20 protein-coding genes are annotated in these 25,356 nt (G+C 69.3%); all 20 read left to right on the top strand.

Going from position 1 to position 25,356, the window contains the following annotated elements:
* Positions 1-16 precede the first annotated feature (16 nt).
* The 20 genes from O0880_RS14105 (at position 17) to O0880_RS14010 (ending at position 25,331) form a co-directional block, all read left to right on the top strand.
* Positions 17-541 (top strand): hypothetical protein, encoded by a 525-nt coding sequence (locus O0880_RS14105; RefSeq protein WP_289887028.1) that lies wholly within the window; start codon positions 17-19, stop codon positions 539-541.
* A 166-nt stretch (positions 542-707) separates the two neighbouring features.
* Positions 708-1,916, top strand: coding sequence for a hypothetical protein (locus O0880_RS14100; RefSeq protein ID WP_289887027.1), 1,209 nt, complete (start codon positions 708-710; stop codon positions 1,914-1,916).
* Positions 1,917-2,093: 177 nt separating this feature from the next.
* On the top strand, positions 2,094-2,555 hold the full coding sequence (gene tssE / locus O0880_RS14095; RefSeq protein ID WP_289887026.1) for a type VI secretion system baseplate subunit TssE: 462 nt from the start codon (positions 2,094-2,096) through the stop codon (positions 2,553-2,555).
* The gene (gene tssF / locus O0880_RS14090; protein ID WP_289887358.1) at positions 2,552-4,315 is read left to right on the top strand and encodes a type VI secretion system baseplate subunit TssF; all 1,764 of its coding nucleotides are present in this window, start codon (positions 2,552-2,554) and stop codon (positions 4,313-4,315) included. Before tssE ends, tssF begins: the two co-directional genes overlap by 4 nt.
* Positions 4,303-5,400, top strand: coding sequence for a type VI secretion system baseplate subunit TssG (tssG, locus tag O0880_RS14085; protein WP_289887025.1), 1,098 nt, complete (start codon positions 4,303-4,305; stop codon positions 5,398-5,400). The genes tssF and tssG overlap by 13 nt, the downstream gene beginning before the upstream one ends.
* A 5-nt stretch (positions 5,401-5,405) precedes the next feature.
* Positions 5,406-8,111 carry a type VI secretion system ATPase TssH gene (gene tssH / locus O0880_RS14080; RefSeq protein ID WP_289887024.1) on the top strand — a complete coding sequence of 902 codons (2,706 nt, stop codon included), beginning with the start codon at positions 5,406-5,408 and terminating at the stop codon, positions 8,109-8,111.
* Positions 8,108-10,069: a type VI secretion system tip protein TssI/VgrG gene (gene tssI / locus O0880_RS14075; protein WP_071323905.1), complete on the top strand. Its 1,962-nt coding sequence runs from the start codon at positions 8,108-8,110 to the stop codon at positions 10,067-10,069. Before tssH ends, tssI begins: the two co-directional genes overlap by 4 nt.
* The gene (locus O0880_RS14070; protein WP_071323904.1) at positions 10,070-10,795 is read left to right on the top strand and encodes a hypothetical protein; all 726 of its coding nucleotides are present in this window, start codon (positions 10,070-10,072) and stop codon (positions 10,793-10,795) included.
* Complete coding sequence (locus O0880_RS14065; RefSeq protein WP_071323903.1) at positions 10,795-11,181, top strand: DUF4280 domain-containing protein; 387 nt, start codon at positions 10,795-10,797, stop codon at positions 11,179-11,181. The genes O0880_RS14070 and O0880_RS14065 overlap by 1 nt, the downstream gene beginning before the upstream one ends.
* 44 nt (positions 11,182-11,225) lie before the next feature.
* The gene (locus O0880_RS14060; protein ID WP_289887023.1) at positions 11,226-11,474 is read left to right on the top strand and encodes a hypothetical protein; all 249 of its coding nucleotides are present in this window, start codon (positions 11,226-11,228) and stop codon (positions 11,472-11,474) included.
* Positions 11,471-12,334 carry an ABC transporter substrate-binding protein gene (locus O0880_RS14055; protein ID WP_289887022.1) on the top strand — a complete coding sequence of 288 codons (864 nt, stop codon included), beginning with the start codon at positions 11,471-11,473 and terminating at the stop codon, positions 12,332-12,334. The genes O0880_RS14060 and O0880_RS14055 overlap by 4 nt, the downstream gene beginning before the upstream one ends.
* A 3-nt stretch (positions 12,335-12,337) precedes the next feature.
* Entirely contained in the window at positions 12,338-13,681 is a 1,344-nt protein-coding gene (locus O0880_RS14050) for a cation:dicarboxylase symporter family transporter (RefSeq protein ID WP_289887021.1), read from the top strand.
* Positions 13,678-15,087 carry a cation:dicarboxylase symporter family transporter gene (locus O0880_RS14045; RefSeq protein WP_289887020.1) on the top strand — a complete coding sequence of 470 codons (1,410 nt, stop codon included), beginning with the start codon at positions 13,678-13,680 and terminating at the stop codon, positions 15,085-15,087. Before O0880_RS14050 ends, O0880_RS14045 begins: the two co-directional genes overlap by 4 nt.
* A 32-nt stretch (positions 15,088-15,119) precedes the next feature.
* Positions 15,120-15,650, top strand: a complete 531-nt coding sequence (locus O0880_RS14040) for a hypothetical protein (protein WP_232251287.1) — start codon at positions 15,120-15,122, stop codon at positions 15,648-15,650.
* 17 nt (positions 15,651-15,667) lie between these two features.
* Positions 15,668-17,002 carry a type VI secretion system baseplate subunit TssK gene (tssK, locus tag O0880_RS14035; protein ID WP_083411839.1) on the top strand — a complete coding sequence of 445 codons (1,335 nt, stop codon included), beginning with the start codon at positions 15,668-15,670 and terminating at the stop codon, positions 17,000-17,002.
* Positions 17,003-17,005: 3 nt separating this feature from the next.
* Positions 17,006-17,872, top strand: a complete 867-nt coding sequence (locus O0880_RS14030; RefSeq protein WP_083411838.1) for a DotU family type IV/VI secretion system protein — start codon at positions 17,006-17,008, stop codon at positions 17,870-17,872.
* On the top strand, positions 17,866-22,086 hold the full coding sequence (locus O0880_RS14025) for a type VI secretion system protein (protein WP_289887013.1): 4,221 nt from the start codon (positions 17,866-17,868) through the stop codon (positions 22,084-22,086). The genes O0880_RS14030 and O0880_RS14025 overlap by 7 nt, the downstream gene beginning before the upstream one ends.
* A complete protein-coding gene (locus O0880_RS14020; RefSeq protein ID WP_289887012.1) occupies positions 22,083-22,763 on the top strand; it encodes a formyltransferase family protein in 681 nt (226 codons plus the stop codon). The genes O0880_RS14025 and O0880_RS14020 overlap by 4 nt, the downstream gene beginning before the upstream one ends.
* A gap of 71 nt (positions 22,764-22,834) precedes the next feature.
* On the top strand, positions 22,835-23,959 hold the full coding sequence (tssA, locus tag O0880_RS14015; protein WP_289887011.1) for a type VI secretion system protein TssA: 1,125 nt from the start codon (positions 22,835-22,837) through the stop codon (positions 23,957-23,959).
* Positions 23,960-24,005: 46 nt separating this feature from the next.
* Positions 24,006-25,331 (top strand): hypothetical protein, encoded by a 1,326-nt coding sequence (locus O0880_RS14010; RefSeq protein ID WP_289887010.1) that lies wholly within the window; start codon positions 24,006-24,008, stop codon positions 25,329-25,331.
* Positions 25,332-25,356 lie beyond the last annotated feature (25 nt).

The raw sequence follows: 25,356 nt of genomic DNA, 5'->3' as shown, positions 1-25,356 counted from the left end.
CACTGGAGAAATCAAAATGGTTGCCAAATTAATCGTCGTCGCCGGCCATGCAGACGCCGTGATGCAACAAGCAGCAGAAGGCAGGCGACGATGCAAGACGCCTGACGCTCCGGAAAATACGTCCATTGCGCTGGAGACGGCGTCACCACACTTGCTCAATACACTAGACGACGATGGCACGCTGTACATCGACGCGCATGGCGCTGCGCCAGTGCCCGCCGACGTGGCACAGGCAGCGCAATTTTTCGGGCCGGTGACGCCAGAACAGCTTGCACATTTGCTCATGTCCAAAGGTTTGAAGAGCACGTTTCAAGGCAAGATAGTGTTGAACGGTTGTCAATCTGAAAACGGCCATGGCCTGCAATATGTACTGCGCTTTCAATATGCCATGGCAACGCGCACGGTACTTTGCAGTGTCAAAGGCCATGCCGGCGCAAGTCAGGTCAATGAAGGCGGCAAGGCAGCCGTTATCGCTTCCGCGCCCACGAGTGACAGCGGTGCTGCCCGTGCGTATCGCAGCCAGCGCCTTGTTGCCCGCTAATAAAACAGGCCGATATGGGCCACGACCAGCGTTCCGGTGTGTGCTCATGCCGATAGCGGCATGGCTGCTGCTGGCCAGGGAAGGCTTCCGCCATCGTTCGACTCCGTATCCGTGCTGGTCCCGTCCAGGAACCCTGGGCAGTCTGGTCATTGATTGAATTGCATCCATGTATAAAATCCCCATCACATTCACCCCGGACGAGCGCAAGGACAGGGCGGTCATCTGTGACCGTTTCAAGGATTGCCTGGCGGCGCACAGGGATGGCCCGGTTTTCGTCATCGGCAGCTGGCAAACCGGTGATTTTTGCCATATCTACGCGGCGGCGATTCACCATTTCTCGGTCGATCCATCGAGGCCATTTGCGATACTGCTCGTGGTGGCGGAAGAATTTGGCGCGGCAGGCCTGTTCAACGATATTCATTTCGCCATACAGCCGATTCTCAAGGTCGGCAACCGGTTTACCCTGTACCACACGGACCCGCTCACGAAGAACTGGGCGATGGTGGGTATGTCGGCGGTGGCAAATCTCGACAATGCCCGCACACCGTATGACGCCACGTTCTATGCGAAAGACGCGGTGCAGCAGATGGCCAGGGGCCAGCCTTTGAGTCCGGTCTGGGCCGATATCGTGCGCGGCGGGGAACAAGTGCAGTCCAAGGCCTACAACGACATCTGCATGTCGTTCATGCAGGAATACATAGACCGTTTCGGCAGGTCCACCGGACGCGAAAAGTTCATCTGCATGTGGGGCCGCACGTCCGGCGCGCCGAATCCGTCGCGCGCACTGGGCGGCGCCAACCCGCACTATGATTCCTCCGAAACAGGCAATTTTCAGCTGTGCGCCGCGCTGTACGCGTTCTGTAACGTGAAGGCCATTTTTCTCGTGGGCGATGGTTTTAACGAGGAAACCGCGGCATTGCCCTTTGTCTTCAATCTCGGCGCATTCTGGAAGCGCAGCCGGCGGGAAGGCTTCATGGGGCGATTCCAGGAGAACGGTTTTTTCAATTACATGACCACCTTCTATGACTGCGACGTGGTGCACGTCGGCATGAAAAGCGGCGGCATGGACGCGCTGGGATTGTGGGGGCAGAAAGTGGTCTTCATGGATACCCTGACGTCGCCACAGGTAACGATCAACAGGGTCGAAGCCTGGCACACGCCGAATATTGTCCCGGTGACGATCAGTGCCATGCCGACCTCGATGGGCAAGGCGATCGAAGCGCAGCGGCGTCGTGATCCCGCCGCATTCAAGACCACGTTTGGCAGCAAGGGCAAGGTGACTGCGATGGCCGAGATTGCATCAAAACTGTCGAATGCATTCAAGCTGGCCGACATGAAGAAAGTTGCGGCGGCAGTCATGCATCTGTTCGACTAGTCGCCCGGCTGTCCTTGATCCATCCGCCCGGCAACGACTCCCGTCCCTGATACCCACCTGTTACTTGTGTTACGCCATCCCCCGGTCCTACCATCAATCCGCACTCTCCGTTTCCCCGGGCGCGCCTTGCCATGGCAGGGAGCCGGACTTTCCAGTAACCACCTGAATGGGTTTTCCATGCACGCCACGCCAGCCGGCTCGCTAGTTCCCCTGTTCGACCGCCTCGGCGGCGAGCCGGATGCGTCCGCCGATGGAAGGGTGCTCGACGTGGATGGCTTGCGGCACTCGCTGCAGCTCGATCTGGCGCGCCTGTTCAATGTGCGCAACGGGATGAGCATCGCGCAGTTCCTCGGCGACGCGCCCACGGTGCTCGACTACGGCTTGCCCGACACCCTGGCGCTGTCGCCGCAGTCGGCCGCCGACCTGGCCCTGTGGCAGCAGGTGCTGGCGCACGCCGTCGCCCTGTACGAGCCGCGGCTGTCGCGCGTCAGCGTGCGGGTCGCGCCGGATGCCGGCAAGCCGACGGCGGCGCGCGTGGCCATCGCGGCGACGGCGATGCTGGGGCGCCAGCTGTGCCAGGTGCAGTTCGACGTCGTGCTCGACGACCGGGCCGCCCAGGGGGCGACGCGATGCGCATGAATCCCCAGGACGAGCTGCTCGAATACTACCGGCGCGAACTGGCCTATCTGCGCACGCAGTCGGCCGATTTCGCCGCCCGCTACCCGAAGGTGGCGCAGCGCCTGGTGCTGACGGGCGCCGAGACGGCCGACCCGCACACGGAGCACCTGATCCAGTCCGTCGCCTTCCTGAACGCCCGCGTGCACCGCGAGCTCGACCGCGATTTCCCCAGCGTGGCCGCCGCCATGCTCGACAACCTGTGTCCCAGCCTGACGCAGCCCGTGCCGGCCATGACGGTGATGCAGATGGCGCTCGACCCCACGGAAGGCAAGGTCACGGCCGGCACGCGGGTGGCGCGCGGCACCATGCTGTCGGCCACGGCCGCCACGGGCGAGCAGTGCCGCTTCCAGGTGGCGTGGGAGACCACCCTGTGGCCGCTGCGCGTGCATGCCATCGTGCAGGAAGATCCGCGCACCCTGCGCCTCGAGGTGCGCTGCGACGAGGGCGTCGACGTGGCCGAGCTGGAACTCGACACGCTGCGCCTGCACCTGTCGGGCGATCTGCTGACCACCATGCCGCTGCATGAAATGCTGATCAGCAGCCTCGATCACCTGGAAGTGGTGTCCAGCGGCGGCGTGCAGCGGCTGGCGGCGCGCCACCTGGCCGAGGTGGGCTTTGCCGAGGACGAGGCCATGCTGGGCGGCCCGGCCCACGCGCATCCCGCGTACGGCCTGCTGCAGGAGTATTTCGCCTTTCCCCGCAAGTTCCAGTTTTTCGACGTCAGCGGCCTGCGCGGGCGCCTGGGCAGCGGCGCCGGCTTCGCGCTGCGCCTCGTGTTCGGCCACAGCGCGCCCGTGCTGGCGCTGCTCGACGCCGGCAACGTGCTGCTTGGCTGCGTGCCGGCCCTCAATCTGTTCCCCGTCACCAGCGAGCCCGTCGTCTTCGACCGGCGCCACTATGAATACCTGCTCGTGCCCGACCGCCGGCGCGACGCCGTCATGGAAGTGCACTCGGTCCTCGGCGTGACGGTATCCGACCCGCGCGGCGAACGCAGCGTGGACATCCCCAGCGCGTTTGCGCAGGCGGGCGGCGAGGGCGCCGACGCGGAGGCGCCAGCGCTATCCTGGACCATGCGCCGCGAAACGAGTCTGCGCAAGGGCATCTGCGGCACCGATGTGTACCTGGGCTTTGTCGACCGGGGCGACGTGCGGGAAGCCTTGAGCGAGCCGGTGGCGTATGCGCGCCTGCTGTGCACGAACCGCCTGCTGGCCGAGCAGATCGGCCCCGGCACGCGCTTTTACGGCGACGGCGTGGCTGCCTCGACGACCATCCGCGCGCTGTACCAGCCCAGCGTGCAGCGCCCGCCCACCATGGCCAACCACGCCCTGTGGTCGCTCGTGTCGCTGCTGCGCCTGAACCACCGTTCGCTCGTCGATGGCAGCACGGGCGCCGATACGCTGCGCGACATGCTGCTGCTGTTTGCCGGCGGCAGCGCGCGCGACCAGGTGCAGATCCGCGGCATCAAGCGCCTGGCTGCCCGCGCCGGCACGGCCCGCGTCGGCAGCGAGGGCTGGCGCGGTCACTGCCGCGGCACCGATATCGTGCTCGAATTCGACACGGACGCCTTCGCCGGCACGTCGCCGCTGGTGCTGGCCGGCGTGCTGGCGCGCTTCTTCGCCCTGTACACGACCGCCAATTCCTTCGTGCGCCTGTCCGTCGTGCGCCACGGCGAACCCTGGATGCAATGGCCTGCCATGACGGGACGACAATGCCTGATCTGATCGCACTGCTGCGCCGCGCGCCGCACACCTTCAACCTGTTCCAGGCCATCAGCCTGCTCGAACGCAGTGCGCCCGCGCGTACACAGGTCGGCCACGGCCAGGGCCTGGACGAGGCGCTGCGCCTGGGCGCCCACGTGGACATGGCGTTTGCCCCCAGCGACATCGCCAGCCTGGGCGACAGCGCGCGCCCGGGACCGGCCCTGACCCTGCGCACGGCGGCGCTGTCGCTGGCCGGCGCGCAGGGCCCGCTGGCCGCGCCATTCACGGAACTGCTGCTGGCAGGGCGCCGCCAGCGCGACGGCGCCGGCCTCGATTTCCTCGACATCTTCAACCAGCGCCTGCTGGGATTCTGGTACCGGGGGCGCGGCAAGCACCACCTGGCGCTGCAGCCGGGCAGCGTTTCTCCCGTGCCGCAGCCAGGGCAGCGGCCGACGGCGCCGCTGCCGCGCAGCCTCGACGCCTTGTCCGGCCTGGGCCGCGCCGAGGGCGCGCAGGCGCCCGGCGGCGAGCTGGCCTGGCTGCGCCACGCGGGCTTGCAGGGGGCCGCCCCCCGTTCCATGGCCACCTTGCTGACCCTGCTGCGCGACCGCATGGGCATCGATTTTCGCGGCCAGCAATTCATCGGCGCCTGGCAGGAACTGGCCGCCAGCGACCGCGCCCGCCTGCAAGGCCGCCAGGCGCGGCGCGGCATGGGCGCGCAAACCCTGGGCATGGGCGCCTGCCTGGGCGCGCGCGCCTGGGACCAGTCGGCTGGCATCGCGCTCACGGCACCGGCGCTGGCGCCGGCGCAATTCGCCGCGCTGCTGCCCGGCGGCGCGCAGTGCGCGCTGCTGGCCTGGCTGGTGGCGCGCCACCTGCAGCGCGGCATGACGGCGACCCTGGAACTGACCCTGGCCGCGTCGCCGGCCAGCACGCTGGAACGGCCCGCGGCCCAGGCGCTGGCGCCCCGGCTCGGCCACAGCGCCTGGCTGTGCGGCCGCGCCGGCGGCGCATCGTCCGCGCATGTGCAGCCGGTGCGTTTCGTGCTGAACGCGGCCGGCGCCCATGCCGGCACCACCCCCACCCACGCCGACGACTGGAACTGAGCCCCATGGAAATCGATATCCGCACCTTGCTGTCCCACCTCAATCCCGAGTGCAAGCGGGCCATGGGCGGCGCGGCGGAACTGTGCGTCAAGCAGACGCACTTCAATGTGGAAGTCGAACACCTGTTGCTGGCGCTGCTCGACGCGGGCGCTCCCGACTGGGTCTTGCTGCTGGCGCACTTCGGCGTCGATGCGGACGCCGTGCGCACGCAGGTGCAGGCGTGCATCGACGGCTTCAAGCGCGGCAACAGCCGCACGCCGGCCATGTCGCCGCATTTCGTGCCGCTGCTGCGCGAGGCCTGGCTCACCAGTTCCATGCTGCTGGGCAGCCAGCAGATCCGCTCCGGCACCGTCCTGCTGTCCCTGCTGGAACTGGACAGCCTGCGCGGCATGCTGATCGAGACGGCGCCGGCGTTGCTGACGATACCGCGCGAATCGCTGAAGGCGCAGCTGGCGTCGCTGCTGGCCGGCTCCAGCGAGGACGCCGGTCCCGCCGGCGCCGCGCCGGGCGCGCCGCTGGCGCCCGCCATGCCCGGCAGCGCCGGCGGCGGGGCGAACGGCACGCCGGCGCTGGACCTGTACACGGTGGACATGACGGCGCAGGCGCGCGCCGGGCGCATCGACCCCGTGCGCGGCCGGAATGCGGAAATCCGCCAGATCATCGACATTCTGCTGCGCCGCCGCCAGAACAATCCCATCCTCACCGGCGAGGCGGGCGTCGGCAAGACGGCCGTGGTGGAAGGCTTTGCCTTGCGCGTGGCCGAAGGCAGCGTGCCGGCCGTGCTGGCCGACGTGCGCGTCTGCTCGCTGGACCTGGCGCTGCTGCAGGCGGGCGCCGGCGTGCGCGGCGAGTACGAGCAGCGGCTGAAATCCGTGATCGCCGAAGTGCGCGCGGCCGCCACGCCCGTCATCCTTTTCATCGACGAGGCGCACCAGCTGATCGGCGCGGGCGGCAGCGAAGGGCAGGGCGACGCCGCCAACCTGCTGAAACCGGCGCTGGCGCGTGGCGAACTGCGCACCATCGCCGCCACCACCTGGGCCGAGTACAAGAAGCACGTCGAGCGCGACCCGGCCCTGGCGCGCCGCTTCCAGGTGGTGAAGGTGGAAGAGCCGACGCCGGAAGCGGCCATCGGCATGTTGCGCGGCATGGTGGCCACCCTCGAGCGCCACCACCAGGTGGAAATCCTCGACGAAGCCGTGCGCGACGCCGTGCGCCTGTCGCAGCGCTACATCACGGGACGCCAGCTGCCGGACAAGGCCATCAGCGTGCTCGATACGGCGTGCGCGCGCGTGGCCATCGCGCTGGCCGGCACGCCGCCGCAGCTCGAGGCGCTCGAATACGACATGGTGCAGGCCACGGAAGGCTTGCGCATCGTGCGCCAGCAGCTGGGGCGTGGCGAGGGCGACGCGGCCGAAGGCGAACGGCAGGCGGCCAGCCTGGCGCGCATGAACGAGCGCCATGCGGCCCTGGTGGCCAAGCTGGCGGAAGAACGCCGCGCCGTGGAGGAAATCCTGGCCCTGCGGCGCACGATCGCCGCGCGCGTGGGCGGGGCCGACGCCGGCGGCGATACCGGTGCCGAAGCCGACGAACATGCGGCGCAGGCGGCCCAGCTGCAGCGCCTGCAAAAGGGACTCGAAGCGATCCAGGACGACGAAGCCATGGTGCCCGTCTGCGTCGATTCGTCCATGGTGGCGGGCGTCATCTCGGGCTGGACCGGCATACCCGTCGGCAAGATGCTGGCCGACGAGGTGCACACGGTGCTGCAATTGCACGAGCGCCTGTGCGAGCGCGTGGTGGGGCAGGACCAGGCGCTGGACGCCATCGCGCGCCGCGTGCGCACCTTTCGCGCCGAGCTGGACGATCCGGGCAAGCCCGTCGGCGTGTTCATGCTGGTGGGCCCCAGCGGCGTGGGCAAGACGGAAACGGCGTGCGCGCTGGCCGACATGCTGTATGGCGGCGAGCGCAACATGATCACGATTAATATGTCGGAATTCCAGGAAGCGCACACGATTTCGAGCCTGAAGGGCGCGCCGCCCGGCTATGTCGGCTACGGCAAGGGCGGCGTGCTGACGGAAGCCGTGCGCCGCCGTCCGTACAGCGTGGTGCTGCTCGATGAAATGGAAAAAGCCCATCCCGACGTGCTCGAGCTGTTCTTCCAGGTCTTCGACAAGGGCACGATGGAAGACGGCGAGGGCGTCAGCATCGACTTCAAGCACACCTTGATTTTGCTGACGTCGAACGCGGCGCAGGATGTGATCACGCGCGCCTGCCAGGATGCGCGCGGCAAGCGCCTGCCCGACCCCGAAGCCCTGGTGGCGCAATTGCGCCCGGCCCTGCTGCGCCAGTTCAGCCCCGCCTTCCTGGGGCGCGTGGTGCTGGTGCCGTACTACCCGCTGGGCGACGCGGAAATCAGCGTCATCGTCGAAATGAAGCTGGCGCGCCTGGCCGAGCGCTTCGCCGCCAACCACCACGCGCGCTTCAGCTGGGACGACGCCGTGACGGCCGCCATCACGGCGCGCTGCACGGAAGTCGACAGCGGCGCGCGCAATATCGATTACATCCTCACGCAGACGGTCTTGCCGCAATTGTCGGGCCTGGTGCTCGAGCGCATCGCCACGGCTTCCGCGTTCTCGGCCGTGCACATGGCCATGGGCGCCGGCCAGCAGTTCGTCTACGGTTTCCGGGACAGCCCCGTGCGGGGGGCCGCATGAAGGCCAACTTCAAGCAGGCGGGCTTGCTGCGCGTCAGTTCGCCGCTGGGCGCCGACGATTTGCTGCTCGACAGCATGACGGGCAGCGAGGGACTGTCCGAGCTGTTCCGCTTCCACCTGCACATGCGCTCGCCCAGCACCAGCCTCAGCGCCGCAGCCGTCGTGGGCAAGGACATGACGGTGACCATCGCGCTGCCCGACGGCCCGTCGCGCTACGTCAGCGGCATCGTCACGCGCTTCATCCAGAGCGGCCAGGACCGCGATTTCGCCGCCTACGAGGCGGAACTGGCGCCGGCCCTGTGGCTGCTGACCCTGTCGCGCGACCGCAAGATCTTCCCCAACCAGGGCGTGGACGCCGTCATCAAGGCCGTGCTGACGAGCTTTGGCATCGCCTTCGATTCCAAGCTGGCGGGCACGTATGCCGCGCGCGAGTATTGCGTGCAGTACGACGAGACGGCGTTCGACTTCATTTCGCGCCTGATGGAGCAGGCCGGCATCTTCTATTTCTTCACCTTCAGCAGCAGCGGCCACACCATGGTGCTGGCCGACGCGCCGGCCCATTGCGCCGATTGCGCGGGCGCGGCCACGGCCCGCTTCTGGCCCGACACGGGCATGCAGCGGCCCGCCGACACGGTGACGCGCTTCGCCAGCGAGCACCGCATCGCGCTGCAGCAGATGACCGTCAACGACTACGACTTCGTCACCCCGGACACCTCGCTCGAAGGCAGCTTCGCGGCCACGGGCGGCAAGGGCAAGAGCTATGAGTTTGCCAGCGGCCATCCGACGGTGGCCGCCGCCAAGGCGCTGGCCCAGCTGCGCGTGGAGGCGGACCAGGCCACGGCCGAGGTGCTGCGCGGCGACAGCTATTGCTATCCGTTCGCGGCCGGCACGCGCTTTGCGCTGTCCGGCCATTTCGTGGCGGCGCTGAACGCCAGCTTCGTGCTGCGCCGCGTGCAGCATACGGCGAACAGCGAGGGCTACAGCAACTGTTTCGAAGCCTTTCCCGCCGCCGTGCCGTTCCGCGCGCCCGTGGTGACGACGCGTCCGCGCGCGGCCGGCTGCGAAACGGCAAAGGTCGTGGGGCCGGCCGGCGAGGAAATCTGGACCGACAAGCATGGCCGCGTCAAGGTGCGCTTTCCCTGGGACCGCGACGCCGCCGACGACAAGCGCGCGCCGTGGATACGCGTGGCGCAGGCGACGGCGGGCAAGGGTGTGGGCGCCTTCTTCCTGCCGCGCGTGGGGCACGAAGTGGTGATCAGCTACATGAACGGCGACCCGGACCGGCCGCTGGTAACGGGCAGCGTCTACAACGGCACGAACGTCACGCCGGCCACCTTGCCCGCCAACCAGACGCAGTCCATCCTGCGCACGCTGTCGTCGAAGCAGGGCAGCGCCGGCAACGAATTGCGCTTCGAAGACAAGAAGGACGCCGAGCAGCTGTACCTGCACGCGCAGAAGGACATGCTGACGGAAATCGAGAATGCGCTGACGACGACCGTCAAAAAGGGCGCCGAAATCCATACCCTGGACGAGGGCGACCGCACGGTCGACGTCAAGAAGGGCAAGGAAACGCACACGGTGGCCGGCACGCGCGGCGTGACCGTGACGGGCGCCGAGACGCACGCCAACGAGGCCGCGTTCAAGCACACGGTGAAGGGCGACTATGCGCTGACCATCGACGGCAGCCTGAGCATTACGGTGAAGGGCGCCATCAAGATCGTCTCGGACGGCGCCGTCGCGCTGGAAGCGGGCACCACGCTGGCGGCCAAGGCCGGCACGGCGCTGAGCAACAAGGCCGGCACCGAGCTGGCTTGCGAGGCGGGCACCAAGCTCAGTACCAAGGCGGGCGTGCAGATCGACCACAAGGCGCCCGTCATCAACAGCAAGGCCGACGCCACGCAGACGGTGGAAGCAGGCGCCATGCTCACGCTCAAGGGCGCCATGGCGAAGGTGAACTAGATGACGAGCGACTTTTCAACCGCCGCCGCTCCCCCCGCCGCCGTGCGCGAAAGCCGCGTGGTGGAGGAGCACGATGACGCCGGCATCCTGCTGTTGCGCAGCACCATGGCCGGCGGCGTGCTGCACGGCCCGCTGGAACAGTACGGGCCGGGCGGCCAGCCAGCGATGACGGCGCATTTCCAGGATGGCAAGCTGCACGGCACGGTGGCCCTGTATGGCGACGATGGCGTGGTGGTGCAGCGCAGCGCCTTCCAGCACGGCCTGGCGCACGGCCTCATCGAAACCTTCCTCCACGGCCGCCGGATCGCCGCGCAGACCATGTCGGGCGGCGTCGCCAGCGGACCGTCGCTGTCGTTCGACGAGGCGGGCCAGATGACGGCGCGGCTGCAGCTGGCCGACGGCCAGCTCGACGGCCAGGCCCTGTTCTACCACGAGGGACGCCAGGTGCGCAGCGCCTGGTACCGCGCCGGCCTGCTCGAAGGCGAGAGCGCCGATTACGACGCCGAAGGCCAGGTGCTGCAGCGCTGCACCTACCGCGCCAACCTGCTGCATGGGCCGCTGCGCCGCTACTGGCCCGGCGGCGCGCTGATGGAAGAAGTGATTTACCGCGAAGGCGTGCCGCTGGCGGCGCCGGCCCGCTTCGATGCGCAGGGCCGGCGCCAGGGCAATGCCGAGGCGGCGCCGGCCCTGTTCGAGCGCCTGAAAAAACTGCTAAGGGGGGACTGATGGGACAACAAGTCTGCGCCGGGGCGATGCTGAAATGCTCGTTCGGCATGGCGCCCGGCACGCTGATGGTGCTGCCGTTGAACAAGGTGATGACGATTATGCCGGACGCCAACATCATGGACAACAAGCCCATGGTCAACATCCTGCCCTTCGGCATGTGCATGTCGATGGCCAACCCGCAGGTGGCGGCGGCCACGGCGGCGGCGCTGGGCGTGCTGGTGCCCATGCCGTGCATTCCCATGACCACTGCGCCGTGGGTGCCCGGTTCGCCCACGGTCTTGCTGGGCAATATGCCGACCCTGAACAACGCTTCCAAGCTGATGTGCATGTTCGGCGGCGTGATTGAAATCTGCATGCCGGGCCAGATGACCGTGGCCGTGCCCTGAACGTCCGTTACATCCGATGAACCTTGACTTTGCCGAGTGAGCCGATGGAATACCGATTAAGCCTTACCCCGCGCCTGGTGGCCGTCGGGTTTTTTGCGGTGGTGGCCCTGCTGGTGCTGCTGTTCGCGCTGGGTTTCCAGCTGGGCCAGAGGCTGGCCGCCGGGGAAGCGCCAGGCGTGTCGCGCGGCCATGGCGTCGCGCGCGGCCATGGCGCCGCCGCCGCTGCAACGCCATCGGCCGTGGCGGTCGCGCCGCCGGTGGCGGCCGCCGCGCCGGCGGGGGAGGCGCCATGACGCGCCTGCCACGCTGCTGCCGCGCCCTGGCGCTGGCGCTGGCCTGCGCCTGCGCGCCCGCGCTGGCCACGGACGGCCTGCCGCCGCTGCCGGCCGGCTCGCCCCTCGTGCGCGGCGCCGATGGCCGCCTGATGGCGCCCGACATCGCCCGCATCGTCGCGCGCGGCGAACTGGTGGTGGCCATGTTCAAGGCCGACAGCCCGCCGTTCTACACGGAGAAAAATGGCGTGCTGAGCGGCATTGACGTCGATCTGGCGCGCAGCATCGGCAAGGAGCTGGGCGTGCCCGTGCGCTTCGACCGCAGCGGCGCCAGCATCGACGGCGTGGTCGAGCTGGTCGGCGTCGGCCAGGCCGATATCGCCATCGGCCGCCTGGGGCGCACGCTCCGGCGCAGCCAGATGGTGCTGTTCTCGACGCCGTACATGCTGCTGGGCCACGCCATGCTGATCAACCGCGTGCGCTTCGCGGAAATGGCCGGCGAGCGCCCGCTGAAGCAGGTGATGCGCGACTTCAAGGGCCAGATCGGCGTCATCGCCCACACTTCGTGGGAGGAGTACGCGCGCCGGCATTTCCCGCAGGCGACCGTGAAGCCGTATCCCACCTGGCCGGCGCTGGTGGATGCCGTCAGCCGCGGCGAGGTGGCCGGCGCCTACCGCGACGAGCTCGAGGTGCGCGCCGTGCTCGAGCGCGATCCGCGCCTGGCCCTGACCCTGCGCACGGTGACCTTCAGCGATGCGCAATCCGTGCTGAGCGTGATGGTGGGCGTGCGCGACACGACATTATTGTCCCTGGTCAACGAGGTGATCGGCACGCGCGCCGACAAGCCCAGCGTGGCCAGCGCTCTGAAACTGGCGAGGTAGACCATGCATACCCCCGTGAATGCCGACATCGACAGCGTGGCCGCCGTGCCCGCGCCGCAGCCGGGCGCCGTCTTGCGCCGCTTCCGCGCGCTGGCCATCAATCCCTTCATGGTGCTGGCCTGCGTGCTGCTGGGCGCGAGCATCGGTTGGGCGGCGCCCGGCGTGGCGCGTCCGCTGGGCCTGGTCGGCGTCGTCTACGTCGACCTGCTGACGATGGTGGTGCTGCCGTTCATGATGTCGGCGGTGGTGCTGAGCCTGCAAAACCTGTACCGCGAGGGCGGGGCCGGCAAGATCGTGCAGCGCGTGGTGGTGGTGTTCGTGCTGCTGGCGCTGGCCGCGGCCGTGCTGGCCACCGTCGCCACCTGGCTGCTGCATCCGGGCGGCGGCATGTCCGAGGGCACGCGCGCCGCGCTCGGGCATATCGTCGGCGGCGATGCCGATGGCAGCAACACGGCCATGGCCCTGCTGACGCCGGAGCCGGCGCCGGCCTCGGCCAGCGCGCAGGAGATCCTGCGCACCCTGATCCCGTCGAATATCTTCGCCGCGCTGGCGAATGGCGAAACGCTCAAGGCGCTGGTCTTCGCGCTGCTGTTCGGTTTTGCCGTGGGCCAGGTGCCGAGCCGCATCTCGACGGGCTTGCAGGATGCGCTGGAAACCGTCTACAAGGCGTGCCAGACCCTGACCGGCTGGATCAACCTGCCGCTGCCGTTGATCCTCGTGTGCATGGCGGCCGGCCAGGTGGCGCGCACGGGCCTGGCGCCGATGGCGGCCATGGCCGGTTTCGTCGGCGGCTTCCTGGCCGTCAGCGTACTGCTGGTCGGCGTGGCCATGGCCGTCGTGCGCCACCGCGCCGGGGTCGGTGCGCGCGCGGTGATGAAGGCCATGCGCGAACCGTTCGCGCTGGGCGTGGCGACCAACAACAGCGCCGCCTGCATGCCGGCCATGGTCAATGCGCTGGTGGGGCGCCTGGGCTTTGCCCGCTCGCGCGTGGAACTGCTTGTGCCGCTCAGCGTGGCCCTGCTGCGCGCCGGACCGGTCGCGTATTTCGTCTGCGGCAGCATGTTCATCGCCGCCCTGTACGGCCGCACGCTGTCGGCGTCCGACCTGGCCCTGCTGGCCGGGCTGTCGGCGCTGACGGGCTTTGCCTCGTCCGGCATGGCCGGCGTCGTGACGGTGTCGCTGATGGGCGTGGTGTGCGCCAGCCTGTCGCTGCCGTTCGAGGCGGCCTTCGTGCTGTTCGTGGCGGTCGATCCCGTCTGCGCCATGGCCCGCACGGCGCTTACCGTCATCGCCAACTGCGCGGCCGTGTCGCTGATCTGCGCGCGTCCCGTGACCCTGCAGTCATGAAGCTGCTGCGCGACATCCTGCACCAGCCCGCCACCTTGCTTGGCGCGGTGCTGCTGGGCGCCTGGGTCGGCATGCTGTGGCCGCAGGGCGCGCCCCTGTTTGCCGCCCTGTCGACCATCTATCTGTCGCTGATCCAGGTGGCGGCCTTGCCCTTCCTCGTGCTGGCCGTGTATTTCGGCTTGCAACGGATGGCGGCGGCCGGCGAGCAGTGGCGCCGCCTCGGCGTGCTGGCGCTGCTGGGATTGCTGCTCATGCTGCTGTGCGCCCTGGGCGGCGCCGTGCTGGCCAGCCTGGGCGCGGCCGGCGCCGGCCTCGATGCGGGCCAGGAAGCGTCGCTGGGCCGCCTGGCCATGCGCGCCGAGGCGCCGCCCGTGGTCAGCCTGCATGCCGGGGAGGCGGCGGCGGGCGCGGTGGCGGCGCCGCCGCTGGTGCCGCGCAACCTGTATGCCGTGATGGCGTTCGGCTCGGCGCCGTCGGTGCTGATCGGCGTGCTGCTGTTCGGCGCCGCCGTGGCCGTGCAGCGCCCGGAGGCCAGCAATCAGCTGAGCAGCATCCTCGAAGCCGTGTACCGCGGCATGGAGCTGGCCATCCGCTCCGTGAATATCGGCTTGCCGCTGACGGCCTTCATCCTCGCCGCGGCCGCCACCAGCAGCGCGGGCGGCGAGTCGATCGGCCTGCTGACGGGCTTCCTGCTCACCTGGTACGGCAGCGTGCTGCTGTGCTGCGCGCTGGTGGTGGGGCTGCTGGCCTGGCGCCTGAAGACGCACCCGTGGCAGGTGCTGACGGCGCTGCGCGAGCCCGTCACCGTCTGCCTGTTCGCGCCAGTCGGCGCGGCGGCGCTGCCCGAATTCATCGAGGCGCTCAGCGTGCGCCTCGGTTTCAGCCGCGGCGTGGTGGAGCTGATGGCCTCGATCTGCCCCGTCTTCATCAAGACGGGCGAGGCGTTGTTTTTCGCCGTGCTGGCCGTTTTCGTGGCGAATGTGTACGGCCAGCCGCCGGGCATGGCGGACATTCTCCTGATCGGTTTTCTGGCTGCCTGGACGGCCCTGTGGGCTATCGGCGTGCCCGGCGTGAAGGCGGTGCTGTGGGCCGGCGTGCTGCAGGCGTCGCTGGGCTTGCCGCTGGACGCCATGCTGCCCGTGCTGCTGATGCTCGAAGTGCTGTGCGAGGGCGCGCGCAACCTGGTGTCTTACCTGGCCGCCGCCGCCCTGATCGCGCTGGGCAGCGAGGCGGCGCTGCCGCAGCAGGCGGTGGCGGCCAGCGCCGCTGCTGCCGCGCCGCTGCTGCTGGTGCTGGGACGGCGCCAGGCCTGGCTCGGCGCGGGCTTGCTGGCGGCGGCCCTGCTGTCGGTGTTTGGCGCGGGCCTGGGCGCCGGCCTGCGCAAGATGCTGATGCTGACTTACTAAGGTTTTCTTACTCATTACGTACAGGATATTCCATGTCTTTCAAGCCCGAATCGACGCAGGCCGGCGCACACCGCGCGATGACGCAGCTGGCGCTGGCCCTGCTGGCGGCCAGCATGCTGGCCGGCTGCGGCGCGCTGGCCCTGATGCGCGGCGACCCGCGGCCCGTCAAGCCCGACTGGCAGACGGTGACCCTGGTGGCTGCCAACGATGCCAACGGCAACAGCGCGCTGGCCGTCGACGTGGTGCTGGTCAGGGACAAGGCCGTGCTCGACACCCTGGCCGCCATGCCGGCCAGCCGCTATTTTGCCGCCAAGGGCGACTTGCAGCGCACCTTTCCCGAAGCCCTGACGGTGCTGGCCGTGGAAATCACGCCGGGCCAGGCGCTGCAGCTGGACGCCAAACGCTTCGGCGAGCAGCGCGTCTGGGCCGCGCTGGTCTTTGCCAATTATGCCAATCCCGGCGAACACCGCGAGCGCTTGCTGCTCGGCAGCAGCGCCTATGTGCTGCAGCTGAACGCGCAGGGGTTCGCCGCCAGCGACATCAAGACGGGCGCCGCCCGCTAACCGAGGAAGCATCTGCCATGGCCGAAGCAATGTTGTATGACCGTATCCAGTGGCATGAAGGCATGCTGCTCACTCCGCAGCATTTCCAGCAGGAGAGCGCCCGCGTGGACGCCCTGGTGGGCTGGCAGGCGCTGGCCGCCCAGCCGGCCGCCTGGGGCGTGCGCGTGCTGGCCATCGACGAGGCTAGGCTGAGCAGCGGCAAGCTGCGCATCACGGCGCTGCAAGCCATCTTGCCCAACGGCATGGCGGTGGCGTACGACGCCGGCCAGGCGCAGGACTACGTGCTGGAACTGGACCTGGCGCCGTACGCCGCCGGCATGGAGCAGCACGACTTGCCCGTCTACCTGGCCGTCGGCACTGCGCGTTCGCTGCGCCTGCCGGGGCAGCCAGCCATGTTCCGCCGCGTCGACAGCCCGCTCGTCGAGGACGAAGTGTCCGAAGCGCTGGCCGACGAGGTGCCGCGCATGGCCGCCAACCTGTGCCTGATGGCCGGCAAGGTGCCGGGGCCGGCCTGGGTGCATCTGCAGCTGATGATCTTGCGCAAGGAAAACGAAAGCGTGCGCCGCTGCGCCTTCTGGCCGGCCCAGCTCGAGGTGCCCGCCGCCTCGGCCATTTTGCAGCGCGCGCAGGCGCTGGCCGCGCTGATGCGCAACAAGGCCGTCTTCCTCGCGCGCCAGACGGCCACGGGCTCGTCGCGGCTGGAAGACCGGCTGGCCATGCTGGAACAGCGGGCGCGCCTGTCCAGCCTGACCCTGCACCTGCCGCTGCTGGAAGCGGCGCTCGATGCGGGGCCGGTGCAGCCGCTGCCGCTGTACCTGGCCCTGTGCGCCCAGCTCGGTCCCTTGTCGGCGCTGCGCCCCGGCGCCGTGCCGCTGGCGCCGCCCGCCTACGTGCATGGCGACAGCTATGCGGCTTTCGACAGCGTGCTGGGCAACCTGCTGGACCTGGTCGGCGAAGTGAGCCAGGAATGGAAGACCTGCACCTTCAACTTGAACGGCCAGGTGTTTTCCCTGCCGCTGCGGCCGGAATGGCTGGGCGGGCAGGGCACGCGCCTGGTGGTGGGCTTGCGCGGCCAGCGCGAGCGCGAACTGGCGGCGTGGATGGCGGGCGCCGTGATCGGCTCGCGCACGGTGTCGGCGTCGCTGGGCGACCGCCGCGTGCTGGGCGCGACGCGCGGCCCCATCGACGGCGCGCCGGAACTGGGCTTGCGCGGCAGCCAGGGCTGCAGCCTGTTCGCCATCGAGGTCACCGACCAGTTCATCGTCGCCGGCCAGGATTTGCTCATTAGCAACATCAACGAACACCTGCAGGCACAGCGCCCGCAGGAAGTCGTTTTGTTCATCAAAGGCTGAAGCATGACACTCCAGGATACTGTCCATGGCGCGCACGGCGCCAGCGGCGCGGCGGCAGGCGCCGCGCGCCCTCTCGGCGGCGATGGCAACGACCTTGCCAGCGTCCAGTTCCGCGCCTTCGTGGCGCTGCTCAACCAGTCCGTTGCCGAGGGCGCGGCCCTGGGCGAGGCGGATGGCCGCGCCGGCGCGGAAGCGCTGAGCCGCAAGCTGAGCCAGCTGATCGAGCTGCAAACCTTGGAGGCGGGGCGGCAGGGCGGCAAGGCGGGCGCCGAGGCGGAATTGCAGGGACGCTTCCTGAAGGCGGCCCTGGCCGACGAAGTGCTGCTGCACACGGACTGGGCCGGACGCACGCACTGGCGCCACGTGCTGCTCGAAGCGACGCTGTTCAATTCCGGCCACGCCGGCCAGCAGGTGTTCGCCGATATCGACCAGCTGCTGCGCGAGCGCGAACCGGCGCGCCGGGCCGTGGCGCGCCTGTACCTGTACCTGCTGTCGCTGGGCTTCCAGGGCCGCTACCGCGACGGCGCGGGCCTGGCGCAGATCGCCGACTACCGGCGCGAGCTGTTCCAGTTCGTCTACCAGCGCGCGCCCGACATGCGCGCGCGCGACGCCGTCCTCACCGAGCAGCCGTATGCGAGCACGCTGTCGTACAGCGGCGGGCGGCGCCTGTCCCGGCTGAGCCGGCGCGGCGCCATCCTGGTGCTGGTGCTGCTGATACTGCTGGGGATATCGGAAGTGTTGTGGCTATGGCAATCGTGGCCCGTGCGCAAGGCCCTCAGCGCGCCTGTCTCGCCGGCCATCGTGCACTTGCGGCCCGCGCCGCCGCTGGCGCTGCAAGCTGTCGCGCAGGGCGAGGTGGCGCCATGCTGAACTTCCTCTCCGATAACCTGGCCATCGCCGTGCTACTGCTGGTGACCCTGCTGGTGCTGGTGCTGCTGGCCGTCGTCATCAGCGCGGCGCTGCGCAGCGGCGGCCAGGCCGCCACGGCGAATGCGGGCAGCAAGCTGCGCCTGCTGGGTTCCGAATCGCTGCGCCTGTCCTTCCGCCATGCGATCGAGCTGATCGAAGCCAATCTGGCCGAGCGCGCCGAGCGCTACAACCTGTCGTGGACCTTGCTGCTCAATGAAAGCACGGGCCGCGCCGTGCCGCTGGCGCAGTCCGGCCTGTCCAGCGCGCTGAGCGCCGACAGCAGCCTGACGGCGGCCGCCCAGGGCATCGCCTGGAATTTCTTCGACAAGGGCGTGGTGGTGCAGCTGCAGTCCGAGTACCTGGGCTCGCCCGATCCCGACAGCGCCGCCAGCAACGGCATCTGGGACGATTTCCTGGGGCTGTGCCGCGCCTACCGGCCGCAGCGGCCCTTCGACGGCATCGTGCTGGCCATGCCGTGCGCGGCCCTGCTGGCCAGCGATCCGCAGGGCCAGCTGGAACTGGTGGCGCGCGCCAAGGCCATCCACCGGCGCCTGTGGCTGGCGCAGAACCGTCTGGCGCTGCGCTTTCCCATCCACCTGGTGGTGACCGAGTGCGAGGTGCTGCCGGGCTTTTCCACGTTCGGCGTGGCCTTGCCCGAGCCGATGCGCCGCTCCATCCTGGGCTGGGCATCGCCATATGAACTGGTGGCGCCGTTTCGCGTGCAGTGGGTCGACGCGGCGATGGACCAGATCGTCGGCGCCGTGGCCGACAGCTGCGCCGAACTGTGCGCGCTGGAGCAGGCCGACGCCGACAGCCGCGCGTATTTCCTCCTGCCCAGCGAGGTGGAGCGGCTGCGCGCGGGCCTGAAGGTGTTTTGCGAGGAGCTGATGCGGCCCAGCGCCTATCACGAGCCCTTCCTGCTGCGCGGCATCTACCTGACGGGCGACTGCAGCGACGAAGCCGCGCTGCTGGCCGCCACAGCCGGCGCGGCCGCGGCGCCCGCATTGACAGACGGGGCGGAGCACACGCAGCTGGCGCTGGCCGGCGCGGGGGCGCAGGACGCGGCCGTCGCGGCGCCGCAGGACGGCATGCCCGTCTTTTTGCGCGACATCTTCGAACGCAAGATCTTTGCCGAAGTGGGCCTGGTGCAGGCGTCGTCGCAGCGCATGCGCCGGCCGGCCGTCGGCCGCCTGGCCTACTGGTCGGCGCTGCTGTTGCCGGCCCTGTGGGCGCTGGGCCTGATTGTTTCGAGCTTCCAGCTGCACCGGCTGGCCGGCGAAATGATCGTCTATCTCGATGCGCTGAACGGCGACGACCGCGCCAGCCTGCAAAGTGGCCGCGCGGCGGCCGGCTGGACGGCGGCCGCCGGCGGCGCGCCCAATGCCCAGCGCAGCCAGCAGCGCGCCGTCGACGCCTTGCTCAACATCGAACAGCTGGGCGAGGCGCATTTCAGCTCCCTTTTCATGCCCGGTTCCTGGCCCATCTTCGACGACTTGCACGACCGCGTGCAGCAGCGCCTGGAGCAGGGCTTCGCCGACAACGCCTTCGAAGCGCTGAGGCGTGCCGCCTTCGCGCAGCTGAGCCAGCTGACGGGCGTGCCGCGCGACCCGGCCACGGGCAGCCTGATCGCGGGCGCCCAGTGCACCTTGCCGGCGCGCTGGCATGAGCAGGCGGGCGTGCCGGCGCCCAGCGCGCTGAACCTGGAAGACTTGCCGCACTACCTGGCGATGCTGCAATACCTGGCGCGCATGGATGAGCTGGACCGCGTCGTCAGCGCCATGCTGCGCCTGAAGGGCCCCAGTTCCGTGCCGGCCTCGGGCGACGACCTGGCGCTCGTCGTGCGCGTGCTGCTGGGCACGGAATTGAACGGCACGCCGGCCCGCACGGCCGCGCTGTTTCGCGAAGTGGCGCAAAACGTGCCGTCGCTGGCCATCGAGCCGATGCAGGAGGCGGCCCGCTGTTCGCTGCACCTGGCCAGCGGCGCCATGTACCGCCGCCTGTTCGACGAGAATGGCTTGCTGCGCGCCGAGCAGGCCGTGGCCGCCAGCACGGGCGGGCTGTTCGACGGCGTACAGCGCAGCAGCGACCTCGACACCCAGCTGCGCCAGTGGCAAACCCTGCGCGCGGCGCTCGATGCGCAGCAAAGCCAGCTGATGGTGGGCAAGGGCGGCTGGATGCATCAAAGTAACCTGAACCTGGGCGCCGCGCACGACGCCATGCTCGAACGCATCGGTGCCAATTCGCTGCTGGGCAAGGTGGGCGCGCAGGACAGCCGGCAGCTGGCGACGCAGGGCTTCGGCCGCTTCGTCATGGCCTGGGACGCCACCCTGGCCGCGCCCAACCCCGTTGACGCGGGCGGCCCCGGCCTGGCCTGGGCCGGCGCCACCGCCAGCTGGGCCTTCACGCCCGAACGCAAGGCCTTGCATGAAGCCGTGTCGGCGCTGATGGCGCCGCCGTACATGCGGGCCGAGACGCCCGTGCGCCTGCCTGACGTGCCAGCCGGCGCCACCATCCGCTGGGACAAGGCGCAGCTGGAGCGGGCCGCCAGCCTGGCCGAGGCGCGCAAGGCGTTCCAGGCGGGGCCGTACACGCGTTTGCCCAGCCGCTTGCAGCAGCCGGCCAGCGCCCTCGTCGACCAGGCCCTGGCCGGCAGCGTGCATGGCGCGCTGGCGCAGGCGCTGACGATTGCGGCGGCGGAATTGCCCAGCGCCGCCAGCGACGCCGACTATGCGAGCGTGCTGCGCGTGCGCGCCCGCCTGGAGGAGATGGGGGCGCGCCAGGCCGTGGCCGAAGTCGATACGGCGCTGGCGCGCGACGCCATGTCGCGCCTGCGTCGGCTGGACGAGGTGTTCACGGCGGGCGAGGTGTTCGTGCCGCGCGACCGCGCGTTCCAGGGCTGGAAGGGCGAGAAGGGCGCGCTGGTCGAGGCTTTCGCGGCTGGCGACGGGGCCGGCCTGAACGCTTACCTGGCGCAGCAGCAGGAATTCATCGAGATCCTCGGCAAGCAGGTCGAGGGCGTGCTGACGCAGCTGTCCGGCGCGGCCGCCAGCCAGCCGCTGGTGGCGCGCTGGCAAGCCATCCTGGCCGATTTGCGCCGCTACCGCCTGAAAAGTCCCACCAGTTCGCTGCTGGCGGTGGAGCAGTTCATCCTCAACGGCAGCGCCGACATCGACCTGGCCAACTGCGCCGACAAGCTGGGCGCGCGCATGGCGCAGCGGCGCGGCGCCGACGTGTTTGCCGAGCGCCTGCATGGCCTGCAAAGCGGCTTGCTGGCGCGCTGCCGCGAACTGTCGGCCAGCCATTACCAGGGCGAGTGGGAGCGTTTCGCCGAGGTCTACAACCGCGACCTGGGGCGGCGCCTGCCGTTCGTCGCGCTGTCCGGCGCGGCGGGGACGCGCGGCCGCGCCAGCGACGCCGTGCCGGCCGACCGCGAGGAAGTGGGCGCCGTGATGAAGCTGTATGAACGGGCCAGCGCCGCCAGCGCGCAGGCCGAGCGCGAGCCGGGCCGGCCCGCCGTCAGCGCCGCCGTGCGCAAGGCCAACCTGCAGCTGCGCCGCGTGCGCGACGTGCTGGCGCCCCTGTATCCAGCCGAGGAGGGCCAGGCGGGCGGCCTCGACGTGACGGCGCAGTTCCGCGCCAATCCCGGTGCTGAGGCGGAAGGCAACAAGATCATCGAATGGACCCTGAGCATCGGCGGCGCCAGCGTGCGGCAGAACGAGGCCCCGCGCGCGCTGCGCTGGGAGCCGGGCATGGCCGTGCTGCTGTCCATGCGCCTGGCGCGCGACGGCACGGGCACGCCGAAGGCCGACGCGGGCCAGCCGCACATGGCCGTGGCCGAGCGCACGGTCAGCTACCGTTTCGACGACCCGTGGGCCCTGTTCTCGTTCATCGGCGCGTATCGCGAGGAAGAGGCGCCGGGCAGCGACGGGCGGGCGCCGCTGCTGCGTTTCGAGTTTCCGTTGGCCAATACCGACGCCACGGGCAGAGTGCCCGCCGCCGACAGCCGCGCCCGCGTCTTCGTGCGCCTGGCCGTCAGCGCGCCGGGCAAGCGCACGCCGCTGGCCTGGCCGGCCGTGTTTCCGGTCCAGGCGCCGGCCTGGCAGGAAGCGGCCTTGCCCGCCACGGGCGGCGCCGCCGACAGGCTCAGCATGCAGGCCGACAGGGGCGAGCGGTGAGCGCCACCGACCGGGGGCATGCGGGCGGGGCGCCCGTGCGGGTGGCCGTGTTCGGCAGCTTTTACCGGGGTTTTCACGTGCTCAGCGAATTGCTGAAAGGCCCGCTGGCGCCGCGCATTGAGGTGGTCGGCGTGGCCACCGATGACCCGCGCGTGGGCTTTGTCAGCCGCGAGCGGCGCGTCTGGTCGTATCCGCACAGCGCGGACGAGGAGGCGATGGTGGCGCGCCTGGCGGCCGCACACGGCTTGCCGGCCTACCGGGGCCGCGTGAAGAGCGAGGAGTTTTACCGCCTGTACGAACGCGAGTGGCGCCCCGAGCTGTGCATCGCGGCCACCTTCGGCCAGCAGTTCGACGCGCGCCTGCACCGCTTCCCGCGCCACGGCTTCTACAACCTGCACCCGTGCGTGGACGATGGCTGGCCGTCGGCCTACGCGGGACCGAACCCGTTCCAGGCCCTGCTCGACGATGGCGCCGACCATGCCGTCATCGCCCTGCATGAAGTGGACGACGGCTTCGACACGGGCCGGCTGGTGGCGCTGTCGGACAAGATCTACTTTCCGCCGGCCGCCTCGGTGGTCGACCTGCACAAGAGTACCTCGCCGCTGGCGGCCAAGTTCCTGGCGCAGCAGGTGGCCAGGCTGATCGACGCCGCGCAGGCCCGCCATGCGGCCGCCTGACGATGGCGCCCGCTTCCTCCTTCCTGGCGCGGCTGTCCCTGCCACGCCAGCTCAACCGAAAAGACACGACCATGCACGCCATTCCTGATTTCCTGCTCAGCGCCGCCGACCAGCAACGCCTGAACGCCTTGCTGGCCCCCCTGTCGCCCGAGGCGCCGTGCGGCGAGTCGGCCCGCTACGACGCCGTCTGCATGGAGATCCGCCTGCTGCGCGAGGAGGATGACCCCAGCCTGCCGATGGGGCAATGGGAGCGCCCGCTCAAGCGCGCCGACTGGGCGCTGATCGAACAGCATTGCGGCGAGGTGTTGACGGCGCGCTCGAAGGATGTGCAGATCGCCGCCTGGCTGGCCGAGGCGTGGCTGCGCCAGCGCGGCTTTGCCGGCCTGTATCACGGCCTGCGCCTGGTCGACGCCTTGCTGCGCGATTACTGGCCGGACGTGCATCCGCTGATCGACGACGACGGCGACGCCGATGCGCGCCTGGCGCCGCTCGAGTGGCTGAATGAGTCGCTGAGCGTGAGCGTGCGCCTGCATGCGCCGCTGCTGGTACTGGGCGGCAAGCTGCCGCCGCTGACCCTGGCCGACTGGGAGCGCATGACGGCGCAGGACGTGGCGCCCGTGCCTGGCGAGCGCGCCGATGCGGGCGCGGGCGAGGATGCGCCGCTGACGCGCGCCGACATCGTGTTCGCGGCGGCGCAGATGGGCGGCGAGCTGGCGCGCGTGGGCGCCGCCGTCGCGCACGGCCTCGATTGCCTCGACGGCATGGCGGACTTCCTAGACACGCGCCTGGGCGAACAGGCGCCACGGCTGCTGAAGCTGCGCGGCGTGCTGGAAACCGTCCAGCGCGTGCTGCTGCAACTGCAGGACGAGCAGGCGCTGGACCCGGCGCCGGACGAGGCGGAAGCGGAGCTGGCCGCTTGCGCCGCGCCGGACGGCGGCGATGCGATGCCGGCGGCCGCGCCGGCCGCCAGCCCGGCGCCCATGGCCGCGCGCTGGCGCAACCGCACGGAAGCCTACGCCACGCTCGAGGCGCTGGCCGAATACCTGGCGCAGATCGAGCCGCACAGCCCGACGCCATTCCTCATCCGCCGCGCCGTCAACTGGGGCCGCATGCCGCTGCCCGAGGTGATCGCGGAAATCATCCGCGAGGAGGGCGACTTGAACCGCCTGGTGAATGTGCTGGGCATACGCTTGTGAAATGCGACTGTAAAACGCGACGTTGCGGCAAACGAGGAGGCAAGCCATGTATCTGTTATTAAGGGGCACCCATTTTGTCATCGATGGCATGCATCTGCTGGCACTATGCGAAAAATTGGCCGGTGCTGCGCTGACGGCGCGGCACGTGCACGGCAGCGGCACGACAGACAAGCCCTTCGTGCCCGAAACGGCGGAGGATTGGCTGAACAGTTCGCAGCGCATGAAAAATACGGCCGGCAGCGGCAATGACAATGTGTATTTCAATGTCTGTGGCCGCCTGCTGCACAAGGACGTCAAGGTATATTTCAGCGATATCGGCCCCGTCTGGCGCAAGGGGCTGGCGCCGAACGACATGAAGGGCCTGGACGACCGACACCTGCTGGAACACAGCACCATGGGGGTCAATGACCTGGCGGCCTGGAAGAACAACAACACGCTGAGCGAACCCACCTACCAGGTAGGCGCCCAGCGGATTGCCGATCCCGCCAGCATATTTCCTAATAGCAAGCCTTTTCATGCCAGTGAGGTGCCCAGCTGGAATACGCTGGAAAAGGCACCCATGGTAGCCAAGGCCATGCGCGACATCATGAAAAGACAGCTCAAGGTGTCAATCGGGAAAAATTATTCGCGGCTGCAGCATGGCTTGCCCGTGTTTGTTGCCGCCATCTTCCTGGCGGAACCATCGCGCAACATCCGCGCCTGGCCCATCAACCTGATGCTGCTCGATATCGCGGAAGGCGCCGTGCCCGGCTTTACCTGGGGGGCCATCCTGTGGCATCCGCTGGCCCTGCAGCCTGTCGGCGCATTCGATGCGGTACCCGGTCCGGAACTGAGGGCGCCCGTGGGAAAGGCCGATTATGCGCGCGACTGGAGCGAGGCGGTGCGTGCGGACGACAAGGCCCGCATGGCTGAACTGGCGAAGAAAGATCACTCCATCAGCCGTGCCATGGGGCCCGTCACGCGTGCCGGGCAACTGCACCTGCTGGGCGGGAAAATGCCATCGAGCCCCACCAAGGGCGGGGAAATCGGTTCCATTGCCCTTTTCGACAGCATTGTTCCAGCCCATCCCCGCAGCAAGAATCAACAGCCGAGCGTGAAGCTGGCTGGCGCGCGGCAAGACTATATCCATGTCAAGGAGATCGAGGTCGTACTCACCTGGCTGCTGACATTTCCCGACATCGCCAGCGAATGGGAGCAGCGCGACAGCGCCCCGAATATGGAAATTGTCGACCTGGCATGCGTCTTTGGCGTGAACAGCAGCAACGACCCGCGGCTCAAGGGCAAGGCATATCCGCCCACCTTCGATCTCAAGCTGGACCGTATCAGGAACAAGATTATTGCGCGCATTGCCTCGCTGGAAAGACATATGTAAAGGCCCGCTTTTTCACGCAGGAACA

This window comes from Janthinobacterium sp. SUN118, assembly GCF_030397695.1.
Taxonomy (GTDB): domain Bacteria; phylum Pseudomonadota; class Gammaproteobacteria; order Burkholderiales; family Burkholderiaceae_D; genus Janthinobacterium.
The sequence above is the reverse complement of the archived record's forward strand: the minus strand, read 5'-3'. Positions and strand labels throughout refer to the sequence as shown.